The following is a 25,028-nucleotide window of genomic DNA, read 5'->3' as shown; positions in this document are numbered from 1 at the left end:
GACAGTTGCGTCATGCTCGGGAGACGGCTTTAGTCGCTCGCGGGGACGTCGCCTGCGGCGCCACGGACCGGTAGCCGGCCCGAGGCGCCGGTAAAGGCCCAGGTTCGTCGAGGGCTCAAAGAGGCCAATGACCAAGCGTCGGAAACGGAACGTCAGAGGAGTGGCCCGGGGGATGCGTCGGTGATCACCATCCAGGCGGCCATGCTGGTTGCGCTCGGATTTTTCACGGCGGGGCTGATCGGCTTCCTGCTGGCGCCGCTCTATGGCCGGCGGTCGGCGCGCATCGCGATGGACAAGATGCGGGCCACCATGCCGCTGACATCGGCGGAAATCGCCGCCGACAAGGACCGCCTGCGGGCCAAGTATGCGCTCACCATCCACAAGCTGGAGCAGAAGCTCGAAAAGGGCGCCTTCGCCGCGGCCCGCCAGCGCGTAGAGATCAACCGCCGTGACGCGGGCATCAGCGAGCTTGAAGGGGAGGTGGAGCGGCTGCGCTCAACCCTTGAGGAGCACGAGAACGCGCGCCGGGTGCTTGAGCAGACCATTGCCGACCGGATGCCGAAGGTCGAGGTGCGTTTGAACGAAGCGAAAAAGCTCCTGTTCCAGCGCGACCGCGAGATCTCGACCCTGACGCAATCCTCCGAGCGCCAGAAACACGCACTGGAAGAAGCGACGCAGATCAATACCCAGCAGCGGGACGACCTTCATCGCCTGAATGCGACGCTGGCCGCTCGTGCCGCACGCAATCGCGAAACGCTGGCGGATCCGCGCTTCGACGGTGAGGTGGCGCTGAGATCGGAGATCGAAGCCCTGCGCGCCAAAACCCGCGATCAGGCGGTCGTGATCGGTCGCTTGCAAGGAGAGGTGTCCAAGGCGGGAGCCCAGTCCGAGCGGCTTCCGGGGTTCATTCCGCGCGCCGCCGACACGTCTCGGAGTGCGCCTTCGCCGGAAGCGGAGCGCGCACCCATTGCTGCCGGTGTCGATCCGACCGCCGAGATCAATCGTCTTCGCAAGAGCCTCATCGAAGCCGAGAGTGCGCTCCGGTCGGCCCGTGGCATGGCCGAAGCCGGGCATGCCGGCCAAGCCGCGCTGGAGGCGGAGGTCCGTCAGATGAAGACGGCCAATCAGGATCAGACGGCCGAGATCGCGCGCTTGAAGGCCGCGCTTGCAACGTACGAGGCGGAGGACGCCGGAGACCGTGCCGTGAAGGAAAGCAAGGTCGCCATGCGCGCGCGCCTGAGTGCGCTCGAAGCGGAGGCGGCCGAGCACGGGAATACGATCCAGAGATTGCGCGCCGAGATTGCCGCCGCGAACGAGAAGCTCGCTCGCCAAGCCGCGCACTTTATGGACGAGATGCGCCGCCTCGGCGCAGGCACGCTGCCGACGGGCCCGCGCCGTGAGGCGACCGTGCGTCCCAAGGCGCCGCTCGTCGAGCGCATCAACGCGCCCCGCCCGCCACGCGGCGAGGCCGCAGCTTTTGGGCAGGCGTCTGCGGATACGCGCGACCCCGGAGACCGGACGCGCGTCAACGGGTTCCTCAGGGCTCTGGACGGCAATGCGGCCCCGGCCGCACCGCTTGAGGTGCGCAATGGCGCGAAACCGGAGGCGGCGGCAGCCTCCGCGGACGCCCCCCAGAAGCCTCAGCGGCGGCCGAGCTTGCTTGAGCGCATCACGCGTGCGGAGAAGCCGGTCGCTTGACCCGCTGGGTTCTTGACTCCCCTCGGGGAGGCTCTCATTGTACCTATGATCGGTACGATGACGGGCCAGTCCGTGCCGGCAAAAAAAGAACAAAGGCCCAAGTCTAGGGAGGAGTTTCGGGGCGGCACGCCTGTGGTGCCGCTCCGAATTTCGTTTGTGGCGCCGTTGCCGAAAACGGCGCGCGCGCCCCGCGGTCCACGCGCGCTCTGGTCGCGTCACGGATCCGCCCCACTCCTCGTCCACGTGCCCAAATAGATTGCGTGACGCCCGCTTCAAGACAGATAGTGAGCCCGCGCGTGAAGGCTTTGGGGGCGGACGTGATCGAAATCGGACTCGGATTTCTGCTGGTGGCGGGTGCTCTCGCGCTTGCCGCCGGAGCCTTCGGCATCGTCGTCGCGCCCGCAGGCGTGGATCTGTATCCGCTCTTCGGTGCCATCGGCACGGGGCTCGTGCTGGCGGCGGGCGTTCTTCTGGTCGCGGCAGGGCGAACGCGGCGCGCCATTGCGCATCGTCCCGAGCGCCGGCACGCCTTGAGGTCGGCCCGCCTGACGAGTGTCGCGCTTCTCTTGGTCGCCGGTCTCACGATCGGCCTGTTCCTCTCGCCGGGTCCGTTCAATCTCGTTCGCGTCGGCGGTTTCCCGATGGGCTACTATTTCGCCGCGCAAGGCGCGTTGGTCGCGCTCGTCATCCTCGCGTTCTGGTGGGCGGGACGCCAGAACCGGATCGACGCCGAGGAGCGACGCTCATGAACGGCACCGTTTTTCCCGGCCTGTCGGCCGCAGGCCGTGCGCTGCCGGTAGCGCTTCTCGCGGCCCTTCCGGGTCTCGTGTTCGCCGCCGGCTACGATCATCTGGCTTACGGCGTCGGGCTTTTGGCTGGGGTCGTGCTTGCCGGGCTTTTGATCGCACCCCGTCTCGCAGAGGCCGCCGCGCCGACGATCTCATCAGCCATTCGCGAAAAATTCGGCGCGGTCGCTGCACGCCTTGCGTCCGCTCTCGTCGCCCTCGTCGCGATGCCGCTTCTCGCGGCGGATTTCGCGTTGGCCGGCCTCGTGTTTGAACGTGGGCTCGGCATCGCGCCGGTTTTTGCAGTGCTGGCGATGCTCGCGCTCGTCGTCCTGCTCGGCCTGATGCGAGATGCGCGCACGCTCGCTGTTCTGTCCGCGGCCGCATGGCTGCTCCTCGCCGCGAGCATCTTCGTGCCCCTGGTTCTGATCGCGTTCGTTGCGGAGGGCGGCGCAACCCTCCCCGTCACGGCCTACGGCCTCCTCATGCAGGATCTCCAAGGCGTCGAGGAAACGTTGATCGAGCGTGGCCTGGTCGATTTCGACACGTTCAGCGCCCACGCCGCCCCGTTTATCCGCCTCATCGAGCGTGACGTGTTTGCGCTCGTCGTGACGCTCACGCTTGGGATCGCCGCGCTGCCCCATCTCGCAAGCACGTTGGCGCAAACGCGTAACCCCGCCGTAACGCGCTTCGCGGGCGCCTGGGCAGCGCTCTTCGTCATGATCCTTATGCTCGGCATGCCCGCGCTTGCCGTGTATGCGAAGCACGCGATCTACAGCGCGATCGCGAACGACACGCCGCTCGCGTCTCTGCCTCATTGGCTCGAAGCGCCGCTCGCGGCGGGCGTCGCTCATGTTCACGGTACGTCGCTTCATCTGTTCGAGCAGGTCGCATCGGCCGCGCAGGCGGGAAGCCGAACCGCGGCAGCCGTGGCAGACGCAATCTCCGCTGGTGCCGGAAGCCAGTGGCAAGCGCTCGATCCGGACGTGCAGCAGGTAATGTTCGCGGCGGCAACCCAGCATGCCCTCGATCCGCAGGCCTTCTCCGCATGGGAGGTGTATCGAGGTACGGTTCTCCCCGCGGCCGCGGCAGTGGCAGGAAACGACGGCGCGATCCTCATGCAATCCGGCCTCGTCATCGAGCCGCTGGGCTTCCTGCTCATCGTCGCCGGTCTCACCGGATTTCCCGCGGCCGTCTTGGGCCTGATGGCGCTCGCGTTCGCGACCGCAGCTCTTGCGGTTTCGGCAAGCCTCGTTCGGGCGGTGGCGAACGCTGTGCCGGATCGTGCGGACGGCCGAGTGCTGACGTTTCCGGGCATTATGCTGGCGCTCGCGGTGAGCGTCATCGCCGTGGGAGCGGCCGTTTTCGTAACGATGGATCTCGTGACGCTCGTCGTCTCCGCCCTGGCAATTGCTGCAGCCGGCCTCTTTCCCGCGCTCGCGCTCGGCCTCGCGTGGCGGCGCGCCACAGCCGCAGGCGTGATCGCGGCGATGATCGCAGGCGCGGGCGTCAGCGGCTATTACACGGCCGCAACCCAGCTTTTTCCGGTCGCTTTCTACACCACCTGGCCAACGCTTTCGAATGCGAGCGAGTACGCCATCGAGGAATTCGAAACGCTGACCGTCGAAGCGCGTGAAGCGGAAACAGGAGCGGAGCGCACGCAAGCCGCCGCCGCGCTCGAAGACCTTGCGCGCGGCAGCGCCACACGTGCGGGTCTCGCCAACTGGGCTGGCATCGACAGCCCGTCGTCAGGCATCTTCGGCGTGCTGGCCGGACTTGTGGCTTTAATCCTGGTGAGCCTGGTTACGCCGTCCCGCCGCGGACGCGCTCAACCATAGGCGAGCCGTGGCTGCCACGCGTTCGCTTCCGTCGCCGAGAGGAACTCGGCGATAGCGCCGATCGTTTCGTCGTCGCGCAGCAGGGGCGCATGGCCCTGCGCCGGCACCGTGAGGGACGAAAGCGCCGGGTGGCGCCGTGCCATCTCCGCCACCGTCGCCTCCGCGAGAATGTCCGAGGTCTCGCCCCGCAGCACAAGCACCGGCACGCGCTTCAGCGCGTCGAACTGCGGCCAGAGCGCTGGGATCGGCCCGTCGAGCACCGAAAGCGCGTTGGAAAGCGCCGGGTCGTAACCCGGCGCCGGGCGCCCCTTGTGCTCGTTGAACCATTGCTTCGCAACTTCGACGCACTCCTCCTGCGAGATGTTCGGGAATGCGCGCTTGCCCATGTCGTGGACAAGCTGGCCAGCCTCCGTCCACGAGGCCGGCAGCGGAATACGCCCGACATAGGCCGAGATGCGCTGAAGCCCTTTCGCATCGATAACGGGCCCGATGTCGTTGAGCACCACCGGCCCTAAGGATTTCGGCTGCATGGCCGCCATCACCATGGCGATGATGCCGCCGCGAGAGGTGCCGAGAATGGCCGCGCCGTGAAGGCCCGTGACGGTCAGGAAGTCGAGCACGTCCATTGCCTCGAACGGCACATTGTAGTTGCGCCATTCGGGGTCGGATTGGGAAAGCCCGCGCCCGCGATAGTCGAGCGTATAGACGTCGCGCGGAGTGTTGACGCGCTGCGAGAGCGCGTCCGCGATCACGTGGAAATCCCGGCTGTTGCGCGTCAGCCCCGGGAGGCACACGAGCGGTCGCCGCGGTGTGCCGTCGCGCGCGGCAGCGGCCGGATAATGGCGGCCATAAAGCCGGAGGCCGTCGCGGGCCGTGAAGTGGATCTCCCGGAAAGTTTCGACGGAACGCGTCATACTTTAAACCCCCAACTGTTGATCTCCGCCGAGGCGCCCACCTCGCCGAAGCCGAAACGCAAAACCCATTTACCCGTCAGAGCGCGTGGTCGACGCGCGTCCCGCCACGCTGGCGCGATTGAGATCCTCTTCGAGCCGGAGCGCGGCCTCTTCTTCGCCGAGCCGCGCGCGATAGATCTGAATGTTGGCCAGCACCTTGCCGACATACTCGCGCGTTTCCTGGATCGGAATGCGCTCGATCCAGTCGATGGGATCGATGCCCGGCTCCCGCGGATCGCCGAACTCGCGGATCCACTGCCGTGTCCGCCCAGGCCCCGCGTTATAGCTCGTCAGCGTGAGAATGTATGAGCCGCGCACGTCGCGCATCCGGTCGCCCACGTAAGCGGACGCCAGCATCGTGTTGTACGACGGGTCCTTCAGCAGACGGTCGAGGTCGCACTTGATCTTGTAGTCGCGACAAACGTGCTTCGCCGTCACCGCCATCACCTGCAGGATGCCTTTGGCGCCCGCGCCCGACACGATCTGTGTGTTGAACTCCGTCTCCTGGCGCGCGAGCCCGAGCAGGAACGCCGTCTCCGGCGGCTTGCGCAGTGGCGTATAGGCCGGGAACGGGTGCACCGGATAGCTGTAATAATAAAGGTTCTGCCCGCGCGCGATGGCGGTCTTGGCCGTGCGCACGGCCGACTGCGTATCGCCGATGGCTTCCGCGAGATGCGCAATCATCGCAGCTTCGCGCTCGGTCCTGAGGTGCTGCCGTAGCGACAGCAGAAACAGCCGTGGGATGCTCGCGTCGAGCCCGGCCTTGTGCGCGATCACGACGGCGCGCGCCGCGTCCAGCTCGATGAAGGCACGCGCTTCTGCGTCCGTCGGTGCCTGCGGCGGCGCAATGGTGACGGCAAGTGTCCCCGGTTCCAGCTTCTGGCGCGCGAGCAGCGCATGGAAGGTATCGGGATCGGCGGTCGCTTCCCTGTAGAAGCGTTGAGCTTCCGCCGCGTCTCCGCGCGCGTCCGCATTCCGCCCCATCCAGTAGCGTGCGCGCGCGCGGCTCAGGGGACCGTCAGCCGACTTGTAGAGCGCGCGGAAATGCGGCTCGGCCGCCTTCGGATCGTTAAGGTTCTGTTGCGCGATCCATCCGGCCATGAAGGCCTGATCCTTGACTGCGTTCTCGCCGAGCGGACCCGCTTCCCGCACCAGTTCATAGGCGAGCTTCGGCTTTCCGATTCTCAACGCGGCGTAAGCGGTGGTGCGCCGTTCCGTCCACCAAACGTCGGGCACGACGGTAAGCGCTTCCTCGGTCGGTGCCGAAAGCATCATGCGGGCAGCCTCTTCGACCTTGCCCGCGCGCCTCAGCGTCTGGATGCGATGGAACACGAGGCCCCAGTCCGGCACGCTCTCGGCCGGCAGCGCATCGACGGCGGCCCTCGCAGTCTTGTTGCCGAACAGCACGGAAATCCGCGCTTCGGCCTTCTTGCGCTCAGCGGCCGGCAACAGAGGCAGCACACGCCGTGCTATTGTCGCCCGCGCCTCTTTCTCGTTCTTCCAGCGCACGTCGCTGATGATGAGACGGTCGAGGCGCCACTTGTGGTCGGCCTGCGTCAGTAGCGAACCGAAGCGGTCGAGAAAGCCCGCTTCGAGCCGCGCGGGCAGATCGTGGTTCCGCCAGGCGTGCACGGCAAGGCGCCGGGCTTCGTCGGTATTTCCTTCCGCGAGGTGGGCGGAGGCGAGTGCTGCAAGCCCCGCTGCCGTTTCGGGCGCGCTGCCCTCGAAATGCCCTTTGATGTCTGAGGAGGTTCCGCCCGCCGTAAAAAGCGTTTCGTCGCGCCGTTGCGTCAGCATGTTGCGGTTGGCCCAGGCCGGGTTGGCGTCGAGGAAGGCGCGGTATTCTTCCGGCGTCCCATGTCCTCGGCGCAGCCGCCACCAGTGAACGAGCTTCCGTGCGACCGGGTCGGAGATCTCCTGCTTCAGCGCGCGGGCCTTTTCCACATCGTCCTGACCCGCGCCGAGCGCGCGAAACGCAGCCTTGATCCGATCCTTGTCGGCATCGCTGAGATCGCGCGTGACGAGCGGCTTGATGGCCGCGTCCATACGCGCCATGAAGTCTCGCTCGGCCCTGGTCGGGTTGGCGGGCGCGGGCAGCTCCGGAAACTTCTGAGCCCGCGCCGCGATGGGCGCGAGCGCCAACGCCATCAAAAGGGCGAGGGCGCCGGCCGCGAAGGCGAGGCGCTGGCGGGGCCAAAGGGCGTTCGGCGTCTGTCCTGTCACGCGCATCCTCGAAAAGCGCCGGATCGCCGGCACTGGTTCCTGAACGGCCGCCTCGTCCGCGATCCGCGCTCGGGGGCTGCCGGACATATGTCGTGAAGCGGGCTGGATACCACGTCGTGTTCTTGCAGGCTGCCGCCTGACCGCATAATGTCCACGTTCCCAGCCGCATCTGAGGCCGTGAACGGGCGAACGCAACGCCAAGAGGGTACAAACTCGAACGCAGGCATTCAAGGTGCCTGTCGGCGCGGAAGGGACGGCAGGCGCACTTCGCCGCCGGAAAATGCAGAGTTTAAGCGGGAGAGGGCATGTTCAGAGGCTCCATTACGGCGCTCGTGACGCCGTTCAAGAACGGCCTGCTGGACGAGGAGGCGCTGCGCCGCCTGGTCGAGTGGCAGATTACCGAAGGCACGCACGGCCTCGTTCCGACCGGAACGACGGGCGAAAGCCCGACTTTGAATTTCGACGAGCATAAGCGCGTCATCGAGGTCGTGATCGAGGCGGCGCGCGGACGCGTGCCCGTCATTGCAGGCACCGGCTCGAACGCCACCGACGAGGCGATCGAACTCTCGCAGCACGCCGAAAAGGCGGGCGCGAATGGCCTGCTGATCGTGAACCCCTATTACAACAAGCCATCGCAGGACGGCCTCTTCCAGCACTTCAAGGCCATCGACGACAAGGTCGGCATCCCCATCGTCATCTACAACATTCCCGGCCGCACCAACGTCGATATGTCGGTCGAGACGATGGCCCGCATCTTCGAACTGAAGAACGTGACGAGCGTGAAGGACGCCACCGCCAATCTCGCCCGCGTCTCCCAGCAGCGCGCCGCCATGGGTCCTGAGTTCAATCAGCTCTCCGGCGAGGACGCGACGGCGCTGGCCTTCATGGCGCACGGCGGACATGGCTGCATCTCGGTCGCTTCGAACGTCGCACCGCGCCTGTGCGCGGAGTTCCAGAACGCGTGCATGAAGGGCGATTTCGCCGCCGCCCTCAAGCTTCAGGACCGCCTGATGCCGCTGTTCGACGCGCTCTTCGTCGAGACCAATCCCGGCCCCGTGAAGTATGCCGCCTCGCGCCTGGGGCTCTGCTCGGCTGAGATGCGCTTGCCGATGGTGCCGGTGACCGACGCGGGCAAGAAGGTCGTGGACGCAGCACTCGCCAAGGTGGGCCTGCTGCAAGCTGCGGCCGCCGAATAGAAGAAAGCAAGAAGAGCCATGTCGGCCAAGAAGAACGACGGCCGCCGGCTCGTTGCCGAGAACCGGAAGGCACGCCACGAGTATTTCGTCACCGACGATTACGAAGCCGGCCTCGAATTGAAGGGCACGGAGGTGAAGAGCCTGCGCCGCGGCCAGGCCAACATCGCCGAAAGCTATGCGTCCTTCGAGGATGACGGCAGCTTCTGTCTGGTCAACGCCTACATCCCGGAATACCAGGATGCGGGCTCCTTCTTCCAGCACGAGCCGCGCCGCAAGCGTCGCCTGCTGCTGCACAAGAGCGAGCTTGCAAAGCTGTTCCAGGCCGTCACCCGCAAGGGCATGACGATCGTGCCGCTGGAGCTTTATTTCAACGCGCGCGGCCGCGCGAAACTCAAGATCGCGCTCGCGGAAGGCAAGAAGCTGCACGACAAGCGCGAGACCGCCGCCAAGCGCGACTGGAACCGCCAGAAACAGCGCATCCTGCGGGATAAGGGCTGAGGCGATGGTCGACGGCCGTAGTCTGCAGGACGTGGATTGGTCCACGTTGCCCGTGCCGGAGGACGACGGCGCCGTAGACCATCTCGTAGGTGCGCGTCTCACCGACGTCGCGCTGCCCTCGACGGCGGGGGAAAGCGTATCGCTCGCGACGCTCTCGGGCCGCACCGTGCTTTTCGTCTACCCGATGACCGGCACGCCCGGCGTCGCCTTGCCGGACGGGTGGGACGCCATTCCCGGCGCGCGAGGCTGCACGCCGCATGCGTGCGCCTTCCGCGATCTTCATGCCGACTTGACCGGTGCCGGCGCCTCCGCCGTGTTCGGCTTGTCGACGCAGACGCTCGAAGAGCAAAGATCCACCGTCGAGCGCCTCCATCTCCCGTTCCCGCTTCTGTCCGACGCCGATCTCGCGTTCGCGCACGCCATGTCGCTGCCCGAGATGGAGGTGTCGGGAAAGGCGATGATCAAGCGCATGGCCTTGATCGTCGACGAGGGAACAGTCACCCACGTGTTCTATCCTGTATTTCCGCCCGACCGGAACGCTGCCGACGTGCTGGCGTGGCTGAAAGCCAACCCGCTGTGACCGCGCCGTGGCCCTGGTCCGCGCCGGAAGACGATGGCGGCGCGCGCCATCTCGTGCCAGGTCTCGCGCTGCCCGATGTTCCACTCATGGCAATCGATGGCGAAACGCTCTCATTGGCGCGCCTTCCCGGCCGCTGGGTCGTGTTCGTCTATCCGTGGACGGGCAGGCCCGGCCTGCCAAATCCTCCGAACTGGGACGACATTCCGGGCGCCCACGGCTCCACGCCGGAGGCCGAAGGCTTTCACGACGCCTATGTCGCCTATCGCGTGATGGGGATCGATGTCGTCGGTATCAGCGGCCAGCCGACGGCGGACCAGCAGGAGTTCGCCGCCCGCATCGGCTTGCGGTTTCCGCTGGCCTCGGACGCCGAGGGGAAACTGCGCGACGCGCTCGGCCTCCCGACGTTCGAGACTGGCGGCGAGAGGTATCTCAAGCGCCTGACGCTCGTGATGCGCGACGGCGTGATCGCGCGCGTCGTCTATCCGGTCCATCCCCCTCATACGCATGCGGGCGCGCTTCTCGCAACGCTTCGGACTGAGTCCTAAAGCACGTCGCTTTCGATATCGCCGGCCGAGTAGCCGAGCTTTTCGAGCCCTTCTTCCAGATAGTCCGAGAGCAGCGGCTGCCCGAGCAGATAGCTCGCGGTGGAGTTCGTTTGCTCGGCCTTTGCCGTCTCGACGGCTTCTTCGAGTTCTTCGGGTTCGAAGGTCCCGCGCCCGATCCAAAGCAGGGCCACCAGATGGGCCTGTTCGTCGTCGTTCAGCGCGTCGACGAAACCGACGATCTCGGCCACCGTGGGATCGTTGGCGAAATCTTCCAGGATGGAGCTGGGATCCTCGTCGGCATCGCCTTCCTGCGGTGATGAGTTCCACGCGCCGACCTTCGCGTCGTACTCGCGCGCCTTGATGATGACGTGCGCCACCTTTTCCGGCGCGATTTCAAGAGCTGTCCTCGGCGACATGGAACTCTCCCGACGATCGAGACGTGGTCCGGACGAACGTGCAGAGATGATAGGCGCCAAACGGCCGGCGTTGAAGGGCCCATGAAAATGTCAGCGGCGAGGTGTGCCGTGATCCTGATCAAGAAACGCCCGCACGTCGCGAAACACGTCGTGGAACATCGCCGTGGTGAGACGGCCCGTGTTGGTGTTGAGGCGTGAGCAATGAAGGCTATCGAAAAGCACGACCTGACCGATCTCGTGGCGAGCGCCGTGCTTGAACGGATAAAGCGCCTTCCGGACCCCGAGAGTCGCCAGCGTTTGATCGTGGGCGACGCGCCCGAGCGCGACCATCGCGCGAAGGCGCGGCAAGTGTGCGAGCCGCGAGGAGAAATAGGCGCGGCAGCTCGTGATCTCTTGGGGCAGCGGCTTGTTGCCGGGCGGCACGCAACGCACGGCGTTGGTAATCATGCAGTCGACGAGTTGCAACCCGTCCTTAGGATCGGCGCGATAGGTGCCGCGCGCGAAGCCGAAAGCGAGGAGCGTCGAGTAAAGGAGGTCGCCCGCGTAGTCTCCGGTGAACGGACGCCCCGTGCGGTTGGCGCCCTTGAGGCCCGGCGCGAGGCCGACAATGAGAAGGCGCGCGGCGTCTGCGCCGAACGAGGGAACCGCGCCGTTGAACCAGCCGGGATTGGCCGCGGCCGAAGCGTCACGAAATGCGACAAGCCGCGTACACCGCGGACAATCCCTCGGTGCCTCGGGCGGACAGTCCGGAACGGATGAGATGAGTGTGTTCGCCATCGTGCGAGAGGGAAGCGCCGGTGCGGGCTAGGCGCAAGCCCTTTCGTCTCGTCCGGCACGTTCCATTGGGTCCAGAACTGCCCTATGCGTCCTGCGACACATCGTCGTTGTCATGATAGGAATGGGGGTCCCGCGGACCCTGACGGGTGGAGCGGGCCACCCGGGCCGAGGCATCGCGTCCGATGATCTGCTCAAGATCGGCGAGATCGATGAACTGGTCGGCCTGGCGCCGAAGCTCGTCCGCGACCATGGCGGGCTGGGTCTGGAGCGTCGAGACGACGCTGACCCGCTTGCCCTTCTGCTGAAGGGCGGCCACGAGGCCGCGAAAATCCCCGTCCCCCGAAAACAGCACGATGTGGTCGAGTGTATCGGCGAGCCGCATGGCGTCCACCGCCAGCTCGATATCCATGTTGCCCTTCACCTTGCGGCGGCCGGAGGCGTCGGTGAATTCCTTGGTGGGCTTGGTCACCATGGTAAAGCCATTGTAATCGAGCCAGTCGATAAGGGGCCGGATGGACGAATACTCCTGGTCCTCCGAAAGAGCCGTATAGTAAAGCGCGCGGACCAAATGGGATTTCTGACGGAACAAAGCGAGTAATCGCTTGTAATCAACATCAAATCCCAGAGCCTTCGAGGTGGCGTAAAGATTGGCGCCATCAATAAAGAGAGCGATGCGCTCGCCTTGGTAGAAGTGCATTCTTGTGTTCCTTAAACGAAACGGCGATCAGGCGTCAGGCAATCCGCCGGCAAACAATATAAGCCCAAGCCGGGTACATATAGGATATATCTTCTAACGATGGGCCTTAGATAAGCGCACATTTTCATAAATTGAAATCGCTGAAGTGTGAAAATTCGTTCGGCCGTCCTCAGAAGATCGCCACGTCAAAGCGCCAACTTTAATAACGAGTGTTCGACAGTCGGCATATAAGACGAGATGCAGTCTTTTCAATTGGCTCGGCTTTTTTGTCTTTACGGCCTGATAACTGCGGCGGCCCGCCTCGCGCCGGATCGCTTGCCCGGCAGCCCGATCCATGCCACTTAGAGGGCAAGAGGCGGCACGCTGCGCCAGCTCCGGCTGCGGCGGCAAAATGATTCCGCATCATCATCGAGACGAGAGAGGGGTGCTGGCAAATGGCACGCGTCACAGTCGAAGATTGCGTCGACAAGGTCCCGAACCGCTTTGAGCTGGTTTTGCTCGCGGCCCATCGCGCGCGGTCGATCGCCAACGGCAGTGCGATCACGATCGACCCGGACAACGACAAGAACCCGGTCGTCGCCCTGCGCGAGATCGCCGAGCGGACCATTCCGCCGGAGGATATGCGCGAGAGCTTGATTCACTCGATCCAGAAGAACGTCGAGGTGGATGAGCCCGAGGCTGCCGCGGCGCCGTCCCTGCCGCAGGAGCGCCGGAGCCCTGTGCTGGGCCGCGACGACCAGTCGTCCGACACCGAAGTCGATGTGCTGACCGAGGAGCAGCTTCTGCGCGGCCTCGAAAGCATGACGCCGTCGGAGCCGTCCTCCAACGGCGCTGGCGGCCCGCGCGAACGTGGCCGCTAGACCGTAGCCTCCAGGCAGGCGCCCTCTGGCCTGCCACCTCCCGGTGGGATCTGGTTCGAACGGCGCTTCCATCTGATCGGCCGCTCCGAAGGCGCCGTGCGGAGTGTGCGGCTTTGCCGGCGCCGGAGTGAATGCGGCCCATGATGCGTCAGTACGAGCTCGTCGAGCGAGTACAGAAATACGACCCCACGGCGGACGAGGCGCTTCTGAACCGCGCCTACGTTTACGCGATGCGCGCGCACGGAAATCAGAAGCGTGCGTCCGGCGCGCCCTATTTTTCGCACCCCCTTGAGGTCGCCGCGATCCTGACCGAGCTTCGGCTCGACGACGCCACCATCGCCACCGCGCTCCTCCACGACGTGATCGAGGATACCGACGCCACCCGCGCCGAGATCGATCAACTCTTCGGGCCCGAGATCGGCGCCCTGGTGGACGGCCTCACCAAGATCAAGAAGCTCGATCTGGTGACGAAAAAGGCGGAGCAGGCCGAAAACTTCCGCAAGCTTCTGATCGCGATTTCGAGCGACATCCGCGTGCTTCTCGTGAAGCTCGCGGACCGCCTGCACAACATGCGCACGCTTGAGCACATGAAGCCTGCGAGCCGCAAGCGCGTCTCGGAGGAAACGCTTGAAATCTATGCTCCGCTTGCCGGCCGCATGGGGATGCAGGCGCTGCGCGACGAGTTGGAGGAGCACGCTTTCCGCTGGCTCAATCCCGAAGCCTATCAGACGGTCACCGACAAGCTCGACGAGCTTCGCGCCAAGAACGAAGGCCTCGTCGACGACATCGCCTTGGCCCTGGAGCAGAAGCTCGCGGCCGTGGGGATCAAGGCTGAGGTCAACGGGCGCGAGAAGAAGCCCTATTCGATCTGGAGCAAGATGGCCAATCGGCAGATCGGCCTCGAACAGCTCTCCGACATTTATGCCTTCCGGGTGATCGTCGACACCATCGACGATTGCTATCGCGTGCTGGGCGTCGCGCACACGACGTGGCGCACCGTGCCCGGCCGCTTCAAGGATTACATCTCGACGCCCAAGCAGAACAACTACCAGTCGATCCACACGACGGTGGTGGGACCGCGCCATCAGCGCGTGGAGCTTCAGATCCGCACGCGCGCCATGCACGATGTCGCGGAGTACGGCGTCGCCGCGCATGCGTTCTACAAGGATGCGCGCCATGTCGAGACGCAGAATGCGCAGAAGATGAATGGTGCCTCGCAAAGCCTCGTCTTCTCCGACAAGGAAAGCGGGCCGTATCAGTGGCTCCGCCGTCTCGTCGAAACTCTGCTGGAAGGCGCCAACCCCGAGGAGTTCCTGGAGCACACCAAGCTTGAGCTGTTCCAGGATCAGGTGTTCTGCTTCTCGCCCAAGGGCCGCTTGATCGCGCTCCCGCGCGGTGCGACGCCGCTCGATTTCGCCTACGCCGTGCACACCGATATCGGCAACCGCGCCGTCGGAGCTTACGTCAACGGCCGCCACGTTCCGATCGATACGCGCCTGCGCAACGGCGACGAGGTGGAAATCCAGACCTCGAAAACGCACACGCCGCCCGCCGCATGGGAAAGCCTGGCGGTGACGGGCCGCGCCCGCTCCGCCATCCGCCGTGCGGCACGCGACGCGATCCGCCGCCAGTACGCCGAACTGGGCCGGCGTCTCCTGATCTCGGCCTTCGATCGTATTGGCGAAACCTACACGGACGAAAGTCTTCGCAAGGCCCTGCCGCGCCTCTCGCAGAAATCGGTGGACGACGTGCTCGCCGCTGTCGCCCGCAACGAGCTGAAGGTCGAGGACGTGGTGCGCGCCGTCGCCCCGGAGGTCGCGGCCGCCGCCCGCGCCGCCCCGCCCGCCCGCGTCGAGGAGCAGCCCTCGAAGACCATGAAGGGCTGGTTGCGGCTCACGCGTGCTGCGAGCAACAAGCTCAGGATCGGCGGCGCGTCGTCGTCCTTGCCGCAGAGTGCCGATCCTCAGCCGGAAACCACGACGGGCCGCGTGCGTGGCGTGCCGATCCGTGGCGTCAAGGACGACATGCCCGTTCTGTTCGAGGAGGGCGGCGCGGTGCCGGGCGACCGCATCGTGGGCGTTCTGGCTCCGGGCGAGGGCATCCGTGTTTTCCAGATCCACTCGCCGCGCCTGCAGGAATTCGAGCACGAGCGCTGGATCGACGTCGCCTGGGACGTGGACCCTGACAACCCGCAACGCTTCCCCGCCCTCATCGTCGTGACGACGCCCAATCGGCCGGGCGCGCTCGCCGAGATCGCCGACGTCATCGGCCAGGCGGCCGGCAATATCAACAATATCAAGATGATCCGCCGCGCGTCCGACTTCATGGACATGCGGATCGGGCTCGACGTGTGGGACTTGGCGCACCTCAATCAGATCGTTAATGGTCTGAAATCGAAAGCGGTGGTCACCAAGGTTGAACGTGTGTTTGAATAATTGGCCCGAGGCTCCCGGAAGCCCCGCTAACGACAGGTGAAAGAAGATATGACGCCGGCCTCTCAAAGCACCATTCGGCTCGGTGTAAACATCGATCACGTGGCCACGATCCGCAACGCACGCGGCGGCCGCCATCCCGATCCGCTGCGTGCAGCGCATCTCGCGGTCGAGGCAGGCGCCGACGGCATCACGGCGCACCTGAGAGAAGATCGCCGCCACATCTCGGACACCGACATCGCGCGCCTCAAAAGCGAGCTGACGCGCCCGCTGAATCTCGAAATGGCCGCGACCGATGAGATGCTGCGCATCGCGCTTCGTCACGTGCCGAACGCGTGCTGTCTTGTGCCGGAGCGGCGCGAGGAGCGCACGACGGAAGGCGGTCTCGACGTGGTCGGCCAGCGCGCTGCGCTCCAACCTGTCGTGGGCGAACTCAAGCAGGCCGGCATCCGCGTGTCGCTTTTCATCGAGCCCGACCTTGCCGCCATCGATGTGGCTGCCGCCTTGCAGGCCGATATCGTCGAGCTGCACACGGGCCGGTACTGCGAATATGCCGCCGATGACGACGCCAAGGGTGCCGCCGCCGAAGTGGAGCGCCTGCGCACGGCGGCGATGGAAGCCGCTCTCCGCGGCCTTGAGGTTCACGCAGGCCACGGCCTGACGTTCAACACGGTCGCGCCCCTCGCCCGCATGCCGGAAGTGGTCGAGCTCAACATCGGCCATTTCCTGATCGGCGAGGCCATCTTCGGCGGCCTTCACGGCGCGGTGCGGCGGATGCGTGCGCTGATGGACGAGGCCCGCCGCAAGGTCACGGGTCAGGTCAGCGCGTGATCATCGGGATCGGGAACGACCTCATCGACATCCGGCGCATCGAGGCGACGCTGCTGCGCTTCGGGGATCGCTTCCTGGACCGCGTCTTCACCGACGTCGAGCGGGCGAAATCGGACCGCCGCCGTCAACGCGCCGCCTCGTACGCAAAGCGCTTTGCGGCCAAGGAGGCGTGCGCCAAGGCGCTGGGAACCGGGTTCGGTCAGGGCGTGTACTGGCGGGACATGGGGGTCGTCAATCTGCCGTCGGGCCGTCCCACGCTGGCGCTCACGGGCGGTGCGGCCGAGCATCTGGCAAGCCTCGTGCCGGCCGGTTACATGCCCCGCATCGACCTGACCCTCACGGACGATTATCCGCTGGCCGAAGCTGTGGTGATCATCTCGGCTGTCCCGGCAGGTGGTCCGGTGAGCTGAACCGCCCGCTTTCGGTCTTCACGGGTTTGCACCCGGCCCGCTTAATGGCTATAGCGGGCGTGCTGTGTTGAACACGCCCCCGGCCGGCCCGGACGGGCCCAAGGAGCAGGAGAATGAGCCTGGAAACGAACTCCAAGGCTGCGGGGTCGAGTTGGACCGAAACCGCGAAGATCGTCATCCAGGCGCTGGCCATCGCAATGGTGGTGCGCGTGTTCTTCTATCAGCCGTTCAATATCCCGTCGGGCTCGATGAAATCGACGCTGCTGATCGGAGATTACCTCTTCGTCTCGAAGCTGTCCTACGGCTACAGCCGCTTCTCGTTCCCCTTCAGCCCGAACCTGTTCTCCGGCCGCATCTTCGGTGCCGAGCCCGAGCGTGGCGACGTCGCCGTCTTCCGCCTGCCGCAGGATGAATCCATCGATTACATCAAGCGTGTGGTCGGCCTGCCCGGCGACACGGTGCAGATGACCGACGGCGTGCTGCACATCAACGGCGAAGCGGTGAAGCTCGAATACAAGGACGAGTTCGCCAATGTCGAATGCGATCCGTATTTCCGACACTGCCGGCGCGTGGTCTACAAGCGCTTCACCGAAACGCTGCCGAACGGCGTGAGCTATTCCGTGCTCGATCTGGAGCCGAACGGCGACTACGACAACACCGATATTTTTAAGGTGCCTGAGGGGCACTATTTCATGATGGGCGACAACCGGGACAATTCCTCCGATAGCCGCGCATCCGTTGGCTTCGTGCCGTATGAGAACCTGGTCGGCCGGGCGGAGATCATTTTCTTCTCCGCTGCCGTGGACGAGCCCGACGGCATGCGCTGGGTCTCGCCCTGGACGTGGCCGTTCGACATTCGCTGGACCCGCTTCTTCAATCTGGTCCGCTAAGGGCGAAGAGGCGAGAAGCGCGGAGCTTTCTGGAAGATCGGCGCGATGTTCAAGGCTCGCAAATACAAGGAGCTCGAAAAGAAGCTCGGGTATCGCTTCCGCAACGAAGCGCTACTCGCCCGTGCGCTCACGCATTCGAGCCTCAGGGGCACGCGCAAGGTGCGCGAGGACAACGAGCGGCTCGAATTCGTGGGCGACCGTGTCCTTGGCCTCGCCGTCGTAGAGATGCTCGAACAGATCTATCCCGACGCAACCGAGGGAGAGCTTGCGCGCCACCTCAATCGCCTCGTGCGTGGCGAAGCCTGTGCGAAAGTAGGACGCGACCTTGGCCTCGGCGATCACCTGATGCTCTCGGAGAGCGAGGCCGGAAGCGGCGGACGCCTCAAGTCCACGATCCTCGCAGATGCCGTGGAAGCCGTCCTCGGCGCCATCTTCCTCGAAGCGGGTTTCAACAAGGCGCGCGACGTGGTGCGCCATCTCTGGCAGAGTGACGCGGGCGCGCTGGGCCAGGCGGCTGCCGATCCCAAATCCGCTTTGCAGGAATGGGCCCAGGGACGTGGCCTCGCCCTGCCGTCCTATGTGGAGATCGCGCGCACCGGCCCCGACCACGCGCCGCACTTCACCGCAGAGGTTCGCATTCGCGGCAAAGCGCCCGCGCAGGGCGAGGGGGCCTCGAAACGTGCCGCCGAGCAGGCAGCCGCCATCGCACTTCTTGAACGCGAGGGTGTGTTCGCCAAAGGAGATATCAAGGTCTGATGGACACTCCGAACGAAGAGAGCCCATCGGGCGCGCCATCCGCGACGCGCTGCGGTGTCATCGCCATCATCGGCACGCCCAATGCAGGCAAGTCGACGCTCGTGAACGCGCTGGTTGGCGCCAAGGTGACCATCGTCTCGCGCAAGGTGCAAACCACACGCGTGCAGATCCGCGGCATCGCCATGGAAGGTGTGAGCCAGCTCGTTCTGATCGACACGCCGGGCATCTTCGCGCCGAAGCGCCGTCTCGACAGGGCGATGGTGGCGAGCGCGTGGGCTGGCGCGACCGACGCCGACCGCGTGCTGCTGCTCGTCGACGCAGCAAAGGGCGTCGATGAAGAGGTGGAAAGCCTCGTCACGCGCCTCGCCGATCACGTGAAGAATTGCATCCTGGTGCTGAACAAGGTGGACCGCGTCGAGGACAAGAGCCGCCTTCTGGCGCTCGTGGAAATCCTCTCGAAGCGTCTGACGCTGGAGCGCGTGTTCATGGTCTCGGCGCTGACCGGCGACGGCGTGGCCGAGCTCAAGCGCTATCTGGCCGAGCGCGTGCCCGAAGGCCCGTGGCTCTATCCCGAGGACGAGCTTTCCGACATCCCGCTGCGCCAGCTTGCCGCCGAAGTGACGCGCGAGAAGCTCTACAACCTGATGCACGACGAACTGCCCTACCAGATGACGGTCGAGACCGAATCCTGGAAGGAGCTGCGGGACAAATCCGTGCGCGTCGAGCAGACGATCTACGTCACCCGCGACAGCCACAAGGCCATGGTGCTCGGCAAGGGCGGGCAGACGGTGAAACGCATCTCGCAGGACTCGCGCAAGGAGCTGATGGATATCGTCGGCGTACCGATTCATCTCTTCTTGTTCGTGAAGGTGCGCGAAGGCTGGGAGCGCGATCCGGCCCGCTATCGTGAGATGGGTCTTGAGTTTCCGAAGGATTGAGACATGGGCGGTTCGCTCAAGCGAGCGTTTGCGGCGGCCGCTCTTGCGTTGGGCCTGATGGTGCACGGCGTGTCGGCCACCGCGGCCGAGCGCATATGCGAAGCCCCGATGCCGAGCGGCTCATCCGTGGGCACGACAGAAGCCGATGCCCGCGTCGGTGCCATCACGTCCTGGCGCATGAAAACCATGAAGAAGTACGGTCCACGCCATGCGGACTGGGGCCTTGCCGCGGAAAAGGTCACGAAATGCGCGCCCCGCAGCAATGGCGGCTTCGAATGCGCCACCACCGCGCGCCCCTGCACCATCCGCGATAGCGATGGCAATACCGAAATCTAGAGCAAGTTTATTTTAAACGAACTCGACGTTGTCCCTCCCCCCTTGTGGGGGAGGTTAGGAGGGGGGGATTCCAGACCGTCTGCTGTTGGGCTTCCCCCCACCCCTAACCCCTCCCCACAAGGGGGAGGGGGACCGGAACGATTCCGTCTGACCTTGAACGTACTCTAGCCGTCGTGAGCTGCCTGCGGCGGTCGCCACGGCCCCCGAAGCGCTCTAATCTCCAGCCATGAACTGGTCCGACGAAGGCATTGTCCTGTCCGTGCGTCCGCATGGCGAAACGGCGTCCGTGGTCGAGCTGCTGACGCGCGCGCACGGCCGCCACCTCGGGCTCGTGCACGGCGGGCGCTCGCGCAAGGCGCGCCCCGTCCTTCAGATCGGCAATCACGTTGCCATCACCTGGAAAGCGCGCCTCGCCGATCATCTGGGCCACATGCAGGTGGAGCTGATCCGCGGCTATGCGGCGACCGCAATGGACGAGCCAGCCGCACTCTCCGGCCTCACGTCGCTGACAGCCATGGCGCGGCTGCTGCCCGAACGCGACCCGCATCCCAATCTCTATGAGGTAACGCTGTTCGTCCTCGCCTATCTGGACGACGCGAGCGTTTGGCCGGCGCTGCTCGTACGCTGGGAACTTGCGCTGATCGGAGAGCTTGGCTTCGGCCTCGACCTCACCGAGTGCGCGTCGACAGGCGCGAACGATGGTCTCATCTATGTGTCTCCCAAGAGCGGCCGCGCCGTTTCCGCCTCCGCGGGCGAGCCCTATCGCGAGCGGCTGTTGTCGCTGCCGTCGTTCCTTCTGCCGGGCCGCAAGGCGCCGCTCGCCCCCGGAGATATCGAAGCGGGTTTCGCGTTGACCGGCCATTTCCTGGAGACGCGCGTGCTGCAGCCCCGTGGCGAGGAACTGCCGGAGGCGCGCGCAAGAATGCTCACCTACTTGGGCCGCATGGACGAGCCGCTGCGCACTACCTGATGCGTTCCAGCGGCTGGACCTCGATGCGCACGGCCTTATCCGCGTCCGGCTTCAGCATGTAGACGAGCCCGTCCTGCGCTTCGTAGCGCGCACGAAATCTTTCGAAGGCAATTTCGCCCGGATTGCACGACGTGTGCGTGATCGCGGACGAGGGCCGCACCTCATGCGTTTCGCCGCCGAACGAATAGGAGACGGCCTGCCGCGTCGTGTTCGAAATCTGGAACGCGTATTGGAGCGATTTCGGCCGCGCGAACAGTTGCACCGAGATAAATTTCGGATCGCGTCCCGGCGCGCTCGCAACGCCGACGCCGATCTCCGTCATGTGCGGGGCCACGATGTTGGCGCGGTGTCCGGGCGAATTGATCCAGCCCTCCACCGCCTTCTCGGCGAGCGACTGCGCCGCGAACCCGCGGCTGTCGGCGTGCATCGCGAGGTTCTCGCCCACCTGGCACCACGTGTAGCCGCTCGCAGCGATACGGTCGCCCGCGCCTCGCCCGTCGGCCGTGTGCGAGAACTGCCCGCTCTTGGCGAGGAACACCGCGTACGCCCGCGCCGCGGCGGCCAGCGCGTCGTTGGGTTTCAGCCCGCCGAGCTGCTGGCGCCCTCTGTAGACGTTGGTCATCTCGATGATGGCGGCTTCGACGGTCGGGATGTCGGGGAGAACGGCGGGCATGGGCTCGGCTGGCGTGAGGTTGCGTTCCCCCGAACGTCGCCGCCCACGGCGGCAAAGACAAGGCGGCCCGCAGGCCCTCCAACACGAAATACCTGAGGAAAACGGGTGCCCAGCGTCTTTCGAGCGGCGCGCGAACAGGCGCGTGAGCCCCTAAATCCGGTGTGCGCAGCGTGGGAGCGTCTTGGCGGAGCCACGCTTCGCTTGGACGCGACCCGGCGCGAGCGCCGCCCCGGCGGAGCGCCAGCGCGCTGACAAGCGCGCGAACAGGCGCGTGAGCCATCATATGCAACCTGTGTCGTCCCGGCACTTGAGAGGGGCCGCCCTGAGGGGGTACGAAGCGGTCATGAGCAAGCAATCGATTCTGCCCCCCACCGACCCCGTGCCCGTGAACCTCAAGGATGCGCTTGAGGAACGCTATCTGGCCTATGCGCTGTCCACGATCATGCACCGCGCGCTGCCCGATGTGCGCGACGGCTTGAAGCCCGTGCACCGGCGCATCCTCTACGCCATGCGCGAACTGGGCCTCGGCCCCGATAAGGGCTATCGCAAGTGCGCCAAGATCGTCGGCGAGACGATGGGCAACTATCACCCCCACGGCAACCAGGCGATCTACGACGCGCTCGCCCGCCTCGCGCAGGATTTCGCCGTGCGCTATCCGCTGGTGGACGGGCAGGGCAACTTCGGCAACATCGACGGCGATAACCCCGCCGCCGACCGCTACACCGAAGCCCGCCTCACCACCGTCGCCGCAGAACTGCTCGACGGCATCGACGAGGACACCGTTGCGTTCCGCCCGAACTACGATGGTCGCGAGCAGGAACCGTCCGTGCTTCCCGCTGCGTTCCCGAACCTTCTCGCCAACGGTTCGGCCGGCATCGCCGTCGGCATGGCGACCAACATTCCCCCGCACAACGTCGACGAGCTGTGCGCGGCACTCCTCCATCTCATCAAGCATCCGAACGCGTCGATCGAGAAGCTGGTCGAGATGGTGCCGGGCCCCGACTTCCCGACCGGCGGCGTACTCGTCGAGCCGCGCGAGCAGATCCTCGAAGCCTATCGCACCGGCCGCGGCGGCTTCCGCTTGCGCGCCAAGTGGGAAAAGGAAGACACCGGCCGCGGCGGCTATCAGATCGTCGTCACCGAGATTCCCTATCAGGTGCAGAAGGCGAAGCTTGTCGAAAAAATTGCGGAGCTGCTGATCGAGAAGAAGTTGCCCCTGCTCGGCGATATCCGCGACGAGTCGGCCGACGAAGTGCGCCTCATCCTCGAACCTAAGACGCGCACCGTCGAACCCTTGATCCTCATGGAGAGCCTGTTCCGCCTGACGGAGCTCGAAGTGCGCTTCGGCCTCAACATGAACGTACTCTCGGCCGGGCAGATTCCGAACGTGCTCTCGCTGCGCGACGTGCTGAGCCAGTGGCTGGAGCATCGCATCGAGGTGCTCGTGCGCCGTTCCCAATACCGGCTGCGCAAGATCGAGCATCGCCTCGAAGTGCTCGACGGCTATTTGATCGCCTACCTCAACATCGACGAGGTGATCCGCATCGTCCGCTTCGAGGACGATCCGAAAGCGAAGCTCATCGAGCGCTTCAAGCTGTCCGAAGTGCAGGCCGACGCGATCCTGAACCTGCGCTTGAAGGCGTTGTCGAAGCTCGAAGAGGTCGAGATCAAGGCCGAGCACGACCGCCTCTCGAAGGAGCGTCGCGGCCTGAAGGAGCTTCTGGCCTCGGACGATCTTCAGTGGGAGCGCATCTCCGAAGAAGTGCGCGCCACGCGCGAGCGCTATTCGAAGAAGACCGCACTCGGCCGCCGCCGCACGACCTTTGCCGATGCGCCCGAGATCGACGTCGATCTCGATGCCGCGCTCGTCGAGAAGGAGCCGATCACCATCATCCTGTCGGACAAGGGATGGGTGCGCGCGCTCAAAGGCCATCAGGACGACCTGTCGCGTCTCGACTTCAAGCAGGGCGACAGCCTGCGCTATGCCGTCAAGGCGCAGACGACCGACAAGCTCATTCTGTTCGCGACCAACGGCCGTTTCTTCACGCTGGAAGCGAACCAGCTTCCGGGCGGGCGCGGCCACGGCGAGCCGGTACGCCTCATGGTCGACCTGGAGCAGAACCAAGACTTCGCGGCCTGCTTCGTGCACGATCCCGAGCGGCGTCTGCTTGTCGCGAGCACGGGCGGTTATGGCTTTGTCGTGCCGGAGAGCGAGGTGATAGCCTCCACGCGCAAGGGCAAGCAGGTGCTCAACGTCGCGGCCGACGAGGAGGCGCGCGTCTGCGTGCCGGTCGATGGCGACCACGTCGCAACCGTCGGAGAAAACCGCAAGATGCTCGTCTTCCCGTTGTCGGAAGTGAACGAGATGACGCGCGGCAAGGGCACGATCTTGCAGCGCTTCAAGGACGGCGCGCTGATCGACGCGCGCGTCTTCCACAAGAAGGAAGGCCTCACCTGGCTGGACGCGGCGGGCCGCACCTTCACGCTTGGATGGTCGGACTTGCGCGAATGGGCCGGCGCCCGCGCGCAGGCCGGAAAGACGGTGCCGAAGGGCTTCCCCCGGTCGAACAAGTTCGGCCCGGCCTTCCGCTGATCGCATGGTCCCACCGGCGCACGCACGAGTGTCATTAAGTGTGATCCGCGCGCGTCTTGCCTCGCTGGCTTCACGCCGCTACGACAGATCCATGGGGCGAGACGACAGACGATCGGGGACTTCGGTGGCGGGAGCGCGCGGGCTCATGCTTGTGGTGGCGGGGGTTGGGATGGCGGCGGTGCTCGCGAGCCCGGCGACCGTCGGGCCATCGTGGGCGCAGGAACCCGCCGTCTGCGATAAAGCCGAATTCGAGAATGCGGTCGACGAGGCCGCCATGGCGCTCCGGGATCTCAACAACCGCAATCGGCCCGCGTTCCAGACGCGCCTGGGCGCCCTTAAGGAAAAGCGCGGCTGGAGCGACGATCAGTTCCTGAAGGAAGCCGCTCCCATGGTCCAGGACGACCGGATCGCGGAGTTCGAGGAGGAATCGAACAAGCTCCTCGCGTCGATTGCCACCATGGGCACCGAAGGCGCGAGCGCGAAGGTGCCGGACTGTGCCATGCTCGAAGAGCTGCGCCGCCTCATGGGCGTGCTGATCGAAACCCAGGCGTCGAAGTGGGCCTACATGTTCGAAAAGCTCGACACCGAACTCGCGAAGTAGCGCACATTAGCGTTTTTTGCGCGCCTCATCCGGCGAGGCCGAGGCTTTCGCTGCTGTGACGTGGGCGCTCAGCACCAACTCGATATACGCCGAGAGCTTCCGCGCATCCGCGTTAGCGAGTTTCTGCAGCGCGGCCTTCAGTTCGGACGTGAGCCGGACGTTTACCGAGGTGTCCTTTTTCATAAATCCCGCCTACGGCAGCGGGATTGACCTAACAAGGTTCGACAAAGTACAACTTTGCTTCACATTGTGAAGCAATATGGTTGTGCCATGACCCTCGCAAAGTCCGCTACGCGCCTCACGATGACCGTGGTCCGCGGCCTCGGCTTGGCTATTCTTCTGCTGGCTGCGGTTCCGATAATGCTGGCCGCGGCACCTATGCTGCTGTTCGGGATGCTCCGCTCACTTTGGCGCAGGGCCGATCTGTGGGCCTTTTACGAGGGCGACGAGGAAAAGCGGCGAAAAGCGGAATGGGATATGGGACGTTGACAGACCCGCAGGGGTTCCCGCCCATCGTTTTCGCGGCGGGGGA

General features: G+C 65.3%; 26 protein-coding genes. 19 read left to right on the top strand and 7 right to left on the bottom strand.

Annotation, left to right across the window (positions count from 1 at the left end; translation table 11 throughout):
• Positions 1-180: 180 nt before the first annotated feature.
• The 3 genes from W911_RS15160 (at position 181) to W911_RS18825 (ending at position 4,321) form a co-directional block, all read left to right on the top strand.
• Positions 181-1,698, top strand: a complete 1,518-nt coding sequence (locus W911_RS15160; protein WP_023788418.1) for a coiled-coil domain-containing protein — start codon at positions 181-183, stop codon at positions 1,696-1,698.
• 317 nt (positions 1,699-2,015) lie between these two features.
• Complete coding sequence (locus W911_RS17530; RefSeq protein WP_158412873.1) at positions 2,016-2,447, top strand: DUF4212 domain-containing protein; 432 nt, start codon at positions 2,016-2,018, stop codon at positions 2,445-2,447.
• On the top strand, positions 2,444-4,321 hold the full coding sequence (locus W911_RS18825; RefSeq protein ID WP_023788416.1) for a sodium:solute symporter family transporter: 1,878 nt from the start codon (positions 2,444-2,446) through the stop codon (positions 4,319-4,321). The genes W911_RS17530 and W911_RS18825 overlap by 4 nt, the downstream gene beginning before the upstream one ends.
• Here W911_RS18825 and W911_RS15145 read toward each other — a convergent pair.
• Together W911_RS15145 and W911_RS15140 are read right to left on the bottom strand one after the other, a co-directional pair.
• Positions 4,312-5,235 carry an alpha/beta fold hydrolase gene (locus W911_RS15145; protein ID WP_041316651.1) on the bottom strand — a complete coding sequence of 308 codons (924 nt, stop codon included), beginning with the start codon at positions 5,233-5,235 and terminating at the stop codon, positions 4,312-4,314. The two genes, W911_RS18825 and W911_RS15145, sit on opposite strands and share 10 nt — an antisense overlap.
• A 69-nt stretch (positions 5,236-5,304) precedes the next feature.
• A complete protein-coding gene (locus W911_RS15140) occupies positions 5,305-7,497 on the bottom strand; it encodes a lytic transglycosylase domain-containing protein (protein WP_244438542.1) in 2,193 nt (730 codons plus the stop codon).
• A 305-nt stretch (positions 7,498-7,802) separates the two neighbouring features.
• On the opposite strand from W911_RS15140, the gene dapA reads away from it, so the two are divergent.
• The 4 genes from dapA to W911_RS15120 are packed head-to-tail and all read left to right on the top strand — an operon-like array spanning position 7,803 to position 10,316.
• Positions 7,803-8,693 (top strand): 4-hydroxy-tetrahydrodipicolinate synthase, encoded by an 891-nt coding sequence (dapA, locus tag W911_RS15135; RefSeq protein ID WP_023788414.1) that lies wholly within the window; start codon positions 7,803-7,805, stop codon positions 8,691-8,693.
• 18 nt (positions 8,694-8,711) lie between these two features.
• Positions 8,712-9,191, top strand: a complete 480-nt coding sequence (gene smpB, locus W911_RS15130; protein ID WP_023788413.1) for an SsrA-binding protein SmpB — start codon at positions 8,712-8,714, stop codon at positions 9,189-9,191.
• A 4-nt stretch (positions 9,192-9,195) separates the two neighbouring features.
• Positions 9,196-9,771: a peroxiredoxin gene (locus W911_RS15125; RefSeq protein WP_023788412.1), complete on the top strand. Its 576-nt coding sequence runs from the start codon at positions 9,196-9,198 to the stop codon at positions 9,769-9,771.
• The gene (locus W911_RS15120; protein WP_244438541.1) at positions 9,747-10,316 is read left to right on the top strand and encodes a peroxiredoxin; all 570 of its coding nucleotides are present in this window, start codon (positions 9,747-9,749) and stop codon (positions 10,314-10,316) included. Before W911_RS15125 ends, W911_RS15120 begins: the two co-directional genes overlap by 25 nt.
• Here the strand turns inward: W911_RS15120 and W911_RS15115 are convergent.
• The 3 genes from W911_RS15115 to W911_RS15105 form a co-directional block, all read right to left on the bottom strand.
• Complete coding sequence (locus W911_RS15115; protein ID WP_023788410.1) at positions 10,313-10,732, bottom strand: DUF3775 domain-containing protein; 420 nt, start codon at positions 10,730-10,732, stop codon at positions 10,313-10,315. The two genes, W911_RS15120 and W911_RS15115, sit on opposite strands and share 4 nt — an antisense overlap.
• A 90-nt stretch (positions 10,733-10,822) precedes the next feature.
• On the bottom strand, positions 10,823-11,509 hold the full coding sequence (locus W911_RS15110; RefSeq protein WP_023788409.1) for a uracil-DNA glycosylase: 687 nt from the start codon (positions 11,507-11,509) through the stop codon (positions 10,823-10,825).
• A gap of 82 nt (positions 11,510-11,591) precedes the next feature.
• Positions 11,592-12,206 (bottom strand): LabA-like NYN domain-containing protein, encoded by a 615-nt coding sequence (locus W911_RS15105; protein ID WP_023788408.1) that lies wholly within the window; start codon positions 12,204-12,206, stop codon positions 11,592-11,594.
• Positions 12,207-12,640: 434 nt separating this feature from the next.
• Here W911_RS15105 and rpoZ point away from each other — a divergent pair, with 434 nt between their 5' ends.
• The 9 genes from rpoZ to recO all read left to right on the top strand — a co-directional run bounded on the left by rpoZ (position 12,641) and on the right by recO (position 20,629).
• The gene (gene rpoZ, locus W911_RS15100) at positions 12,641-13,066 is read left to right on the top strand and encodes a DNA-directed RNA polymerase subunit omega (RefSeq protein WP_023788407.1); all 426 of its coding nucleotides are present in this window, start codon (positions 12,641-12,643) and stop codon (positions 13,064-13,066) included.
• A 140-nt stretch (positions 13,067-13,206) separates the two neighbouring features.
• Entirely contained in the window at positions 13,207-15,501 is a 2,295-nt protein-coding gene (locus W911_RS15095) for a RelA/SpoT family protein (protein WP_023788406.1), read from the top strand.
• Positions 15,502-15,549: 48 nt separating this feature from the next.
• Positions 15,550-16,329: a pyridoxine 5'-phosphate synthase gene (locus W911_RS15090; RefSeq protein ID WP_023788405.1), complete on the top strand. Its 780-nt coding sequence runs from the start codon at positions 15,550-15,552 to the stop codon at positions 16,327-16,329.
• Positions 16,326-16,739 (top strand): holo-ACP synthase, encoded by a 414-nt coding sequence (acpS, locus tag W911_RS15085; protein ID WP_023788404.1) that lies wholly within the window; start codon positions 16,326-16,328, stop codon positions 16,737-16,739. The genes W911_RS15090 and acpS overlap by 4 nt, the downstream gene beginning before the upstream one ends.
• Before the next feature lie 113 nt (positions 16,740-16,852).
• Positions 16,853-17,629 carry a signal peptidase I gene (gene lepB / locus W911_RS15080; RefSeq protein WP_023788403.1) on the top strand — a complete coding sequence of 259 codons (777 nt, stop codon included), beginning with the start codon at positions 16,853-16,855 and terminating at the stop codon, positions 17,627-17,629.
• Between the two features lie 45 nt (positions 17,630-17,674).
• A complete protein-coding gene (gene rnc, locus W911_RS15075; RefSeq protein ID WP_023788402.1) occupies positions 17,675-18,385 on the top strand; it encodes a ribonuclease III in 711 nt (236 codons plus the stop codon).
• Positions 18,385-19,323: a GTPase Era gene (era, locus tag W911_RS15070; protein ID WP_023788401.1), complete on the top strand. Its 939-nt coding sequence runs from the start codon at positions 18,385-18,387 to the stop codon at positions 19,321-19,323. Before rnc ends, era begins: the two co-directional genes overlap by 1 nt.
• 3 nt (positions 19,324-19,326) lie before the next feature.
• Positions 19,327-19,659 (top strand): hypothetical protein, encoded by a 333-nt coding sequence (locus W911_RS15065; protein WP_023788400.1) that lies wholly within the window; start codon positions 19,327-19,329, stop codon positions 19,657-19,659.
• Positions 19,660-19,885: 226 nt separating this feature from the next.
• Positions 19,886-20,629 (top strand): DNA repair protein RecO, encoded by a 744-nt coding sequence (gene recO, locus W911_RS15060; RefSeq protein WP_023788399.1) that lies wholly within the window; start codon positions 19,886-19,888, stop codon positions 20,627-20,629.
• On the opposite strand, the gene W911_RS15055 is transcribed toward recO, so the two are convergent.
• Positions 20,622-21,302 carry a CAP domain-containing protein gene (locus tag W911_RS15055; RefSeq protein WP_023788398.1) on the bottom strand — a complete coding sequence of 227 codons (681 nt, stop codon included), beginning with the start codon at positions 21,300-21,302 and terminating at the stop codon, positions 20,622-20,624. The two genes, recO and W911_RS15055, sit on opposite strands and share 8 nt — an antisense overlap.
• A gap of 343 nt (positions 21,303-21,645) precedes the next feature.
• On the opposite strand from W911_RS15055, the gene parC reads away from it, so the two are divergent.
• A complete protein-coding gene (parC, locus tag W911_RS15050; protein ID WP_023788397.1) occupies positions 21,646-23,895 on the top strand; it encodes a DNA topoisomerase IV subunit A in 2,250 nt (749 codons plus the stop codon).
• Between the two features lie 145 nt (positions 23,896-24,040).
• On the top strand, positions 24,041-24,496 hold the full coding sequence (locus W911_RS15045) for a hypothetical protein (protein WP_244438540.1): 456 nt from the start codon (positions 24,041-24,043) through the stop codon (positions 24,494-24,496).
• Positions 24,497-24,502: 6 nt separating this feature from the next.
• Here W911_RS15045 and W911_RS18400 read toward each other — a convergent pair whose 3' ends face one another.
• The gene (locus tag W911_RS18400; RefSeq protein ID WP_023788395.1) at positions 24,503-24,679 is read right to left on the bottom strand and encodes a hypothetical protein; all 177 of its coding nucleotides are present in this window, start codon (positions 24,677-24,679) and stop codon (positions 24,503-24,505) included.
• An 87-nt stretch (positions 24,680-24,766) separates the two neighbouring features.
• Here W911_RS18400 and W911_RS15040 point away from each other — a divergent pair, with 87 nt between their 5' ends.
• Entirely contained in the window at positions 24,767-24,985 is a 219-nt protein-coding gene (locus tag W911_RS15040) for a hypothetical protein (RefSeq protein ID WP_023788394.1), read from the top strand.
• Positions 24,986-25,028 lie beyond the last annotated feature (43 nt).

The organism is Hyphomicrobium nitrativorans NL23 (genome assembly GCF_000503895.1).
Taxonomy (GTDB): Bacteria; Pseudomonadota; Alphaproteobacteria; order Rhizobiales; family Hyphomicrobiaceae; genus Hyphomicrobium_C; species Hyphomicrobium_C nitrativorans.
This window is presented reverse-complemented; position numbering and strand designations above follow the sequence as displayed.

Bases quoted from the DNA above. Each gene is read 5' to 3' on its own strand.
- W911_RS15115 (WP_023788410.1), bottom strand. From the start codon at position 10,732: ATGTCGCCGAGGACAGCTCTTGAAATCGCGCCGGAAAAGGTGGCGCAC.
- parC (WP_023788397.1), top strand. From the start codon at position 21,646: ATGAGCAAGCAATCGATTCTGCCCCCCACCGACCCCGTGCCCGTGAAC.
- era (WP_023788401.1), top strand. From the start codon at position 18,385: ATGGACACTCCGAACGAAGAGAGCCCATCGGGCGCGCCATCCGCGACG.
- W911_RS15090 (WP_023788405.1), top strand. From the start codon at position 15,550: ATGACGCCGGCCTCTCAAAGCACCATTCGGCTCGGTGTAAACATCGAT.
- recO (WP_023788399.1), top strand. From the start codon at position 19,886: ATGAACTGGTCCGACGAAGGCATTGTCCTGTCCGTGCGTCCGCATGGC.
- W911_RS15125 (WP_023788412.1), top strand. From the start codon at position 9,196: ATGGTCGACGGCCGTAGTCTGCAGGACGTGGATTGGTCCACGTTGCCC.
- W911_RS18400 (WP_023788395.1), bottom strand. From the start codon at position 24,679: ATGAAAAAGGACACCTCGGTAAACGTCCGGCTCACGTCCGAACTGAAG.
- rpoZ (WP_023788407.1), top strand. From the start codon at position 12,641: ATGGCACGCGTCACAGTCGAAGATTGCGTCGACAAGGTCCCGAACCGC.
- W911_RS15105 (WP_023788408.1), bottom strand. From the start codon at position 12,206: ATGCACTTCTACCAAGGCGAGCGCATCGCTCTCTTTATTGATGGCGCC.
- dapA (WP_023788414.1), top strand. From the start codon at position 7,803: ATGTTCAGAGGCTCCATTACGGCGCTCGTGACGCCGTTCAAGAACGGC.
- W911_RS15110 (WP_023788409.1), bottom strand. From the start codon at position 11,509: ATGGCGAACACACTCATCTCATCCGTTCCGGACTGTCCGCCCGAGGCA.
- W911_RS18825 (WP_023788416.1), top strand. From the start codon at position 2,444: ATGAACGGCACCGTTTTTCCCGGCCTGTCGGCCGCAGGCCGTGCGCTG.
- smpB (WP_023788413.1), top strand. From the start codon at position 8,712: ATGTCGGCCAAGAAGAACGACGGCCGCCGGCTCGTTGCCGAGAACCGG.
- W911_RS15145 (WP_041316651.1), bottom strand. From the start codon at position 5,235: ATGACGCGTTCCGTCGAAACTTTCCGGGAGATCCACTTCACGGCCCGC.
- W911_RS15055 (WP_023788398.1), bottom strand. From the start codon at position 21,302: ATGCCCGCCGTTCTCCCCGACATCCCGACCGTCGAAGCCGCCATCATC.
- W911_RS15095 (WP_023788406.1), top strand. From the start codon at position 13,207: ATGATGCGTCAGTACGAGCTCGTCGAGCGAGTACAGAAATACGACCCC.
- W911_RS15045 (WP_244438540.1), top strand. From the start codon at position 24,041: ATGCTTGTGGTGGCGGGGGTTGGGATGGCGGCGGTGCTCGCGAGCCCG.
- lepB (WP_023788403.1), top strand. From the start codon at position 16,853: ATGAGCCTGGAAACGAACTCCAAGGCTGCGGGGTCGAGTTGGACCGAA.
- rnc (WP_023788402.1), top strand. From the start codon at position 17,675: ATGTTCAAGGCTCGCAAATACAAGGAGCTCGAAAAGAAGCTCGGGTAT.
- W911_RS15065 (WP_023788400.1), top strand. From the start codon at position 19,327: ATGGGCGGTTCGCTCAAGCGAGCGTTTGCGGCGGCCGCTCTTGCGTTG.
- W911_RS15040 (WP_023788394.1), top strand. From the start codon at position 24,767: ATGACCCTCGCAAAGTCCGCTACGCGCCTCACGATGACCGTGGTCCGC.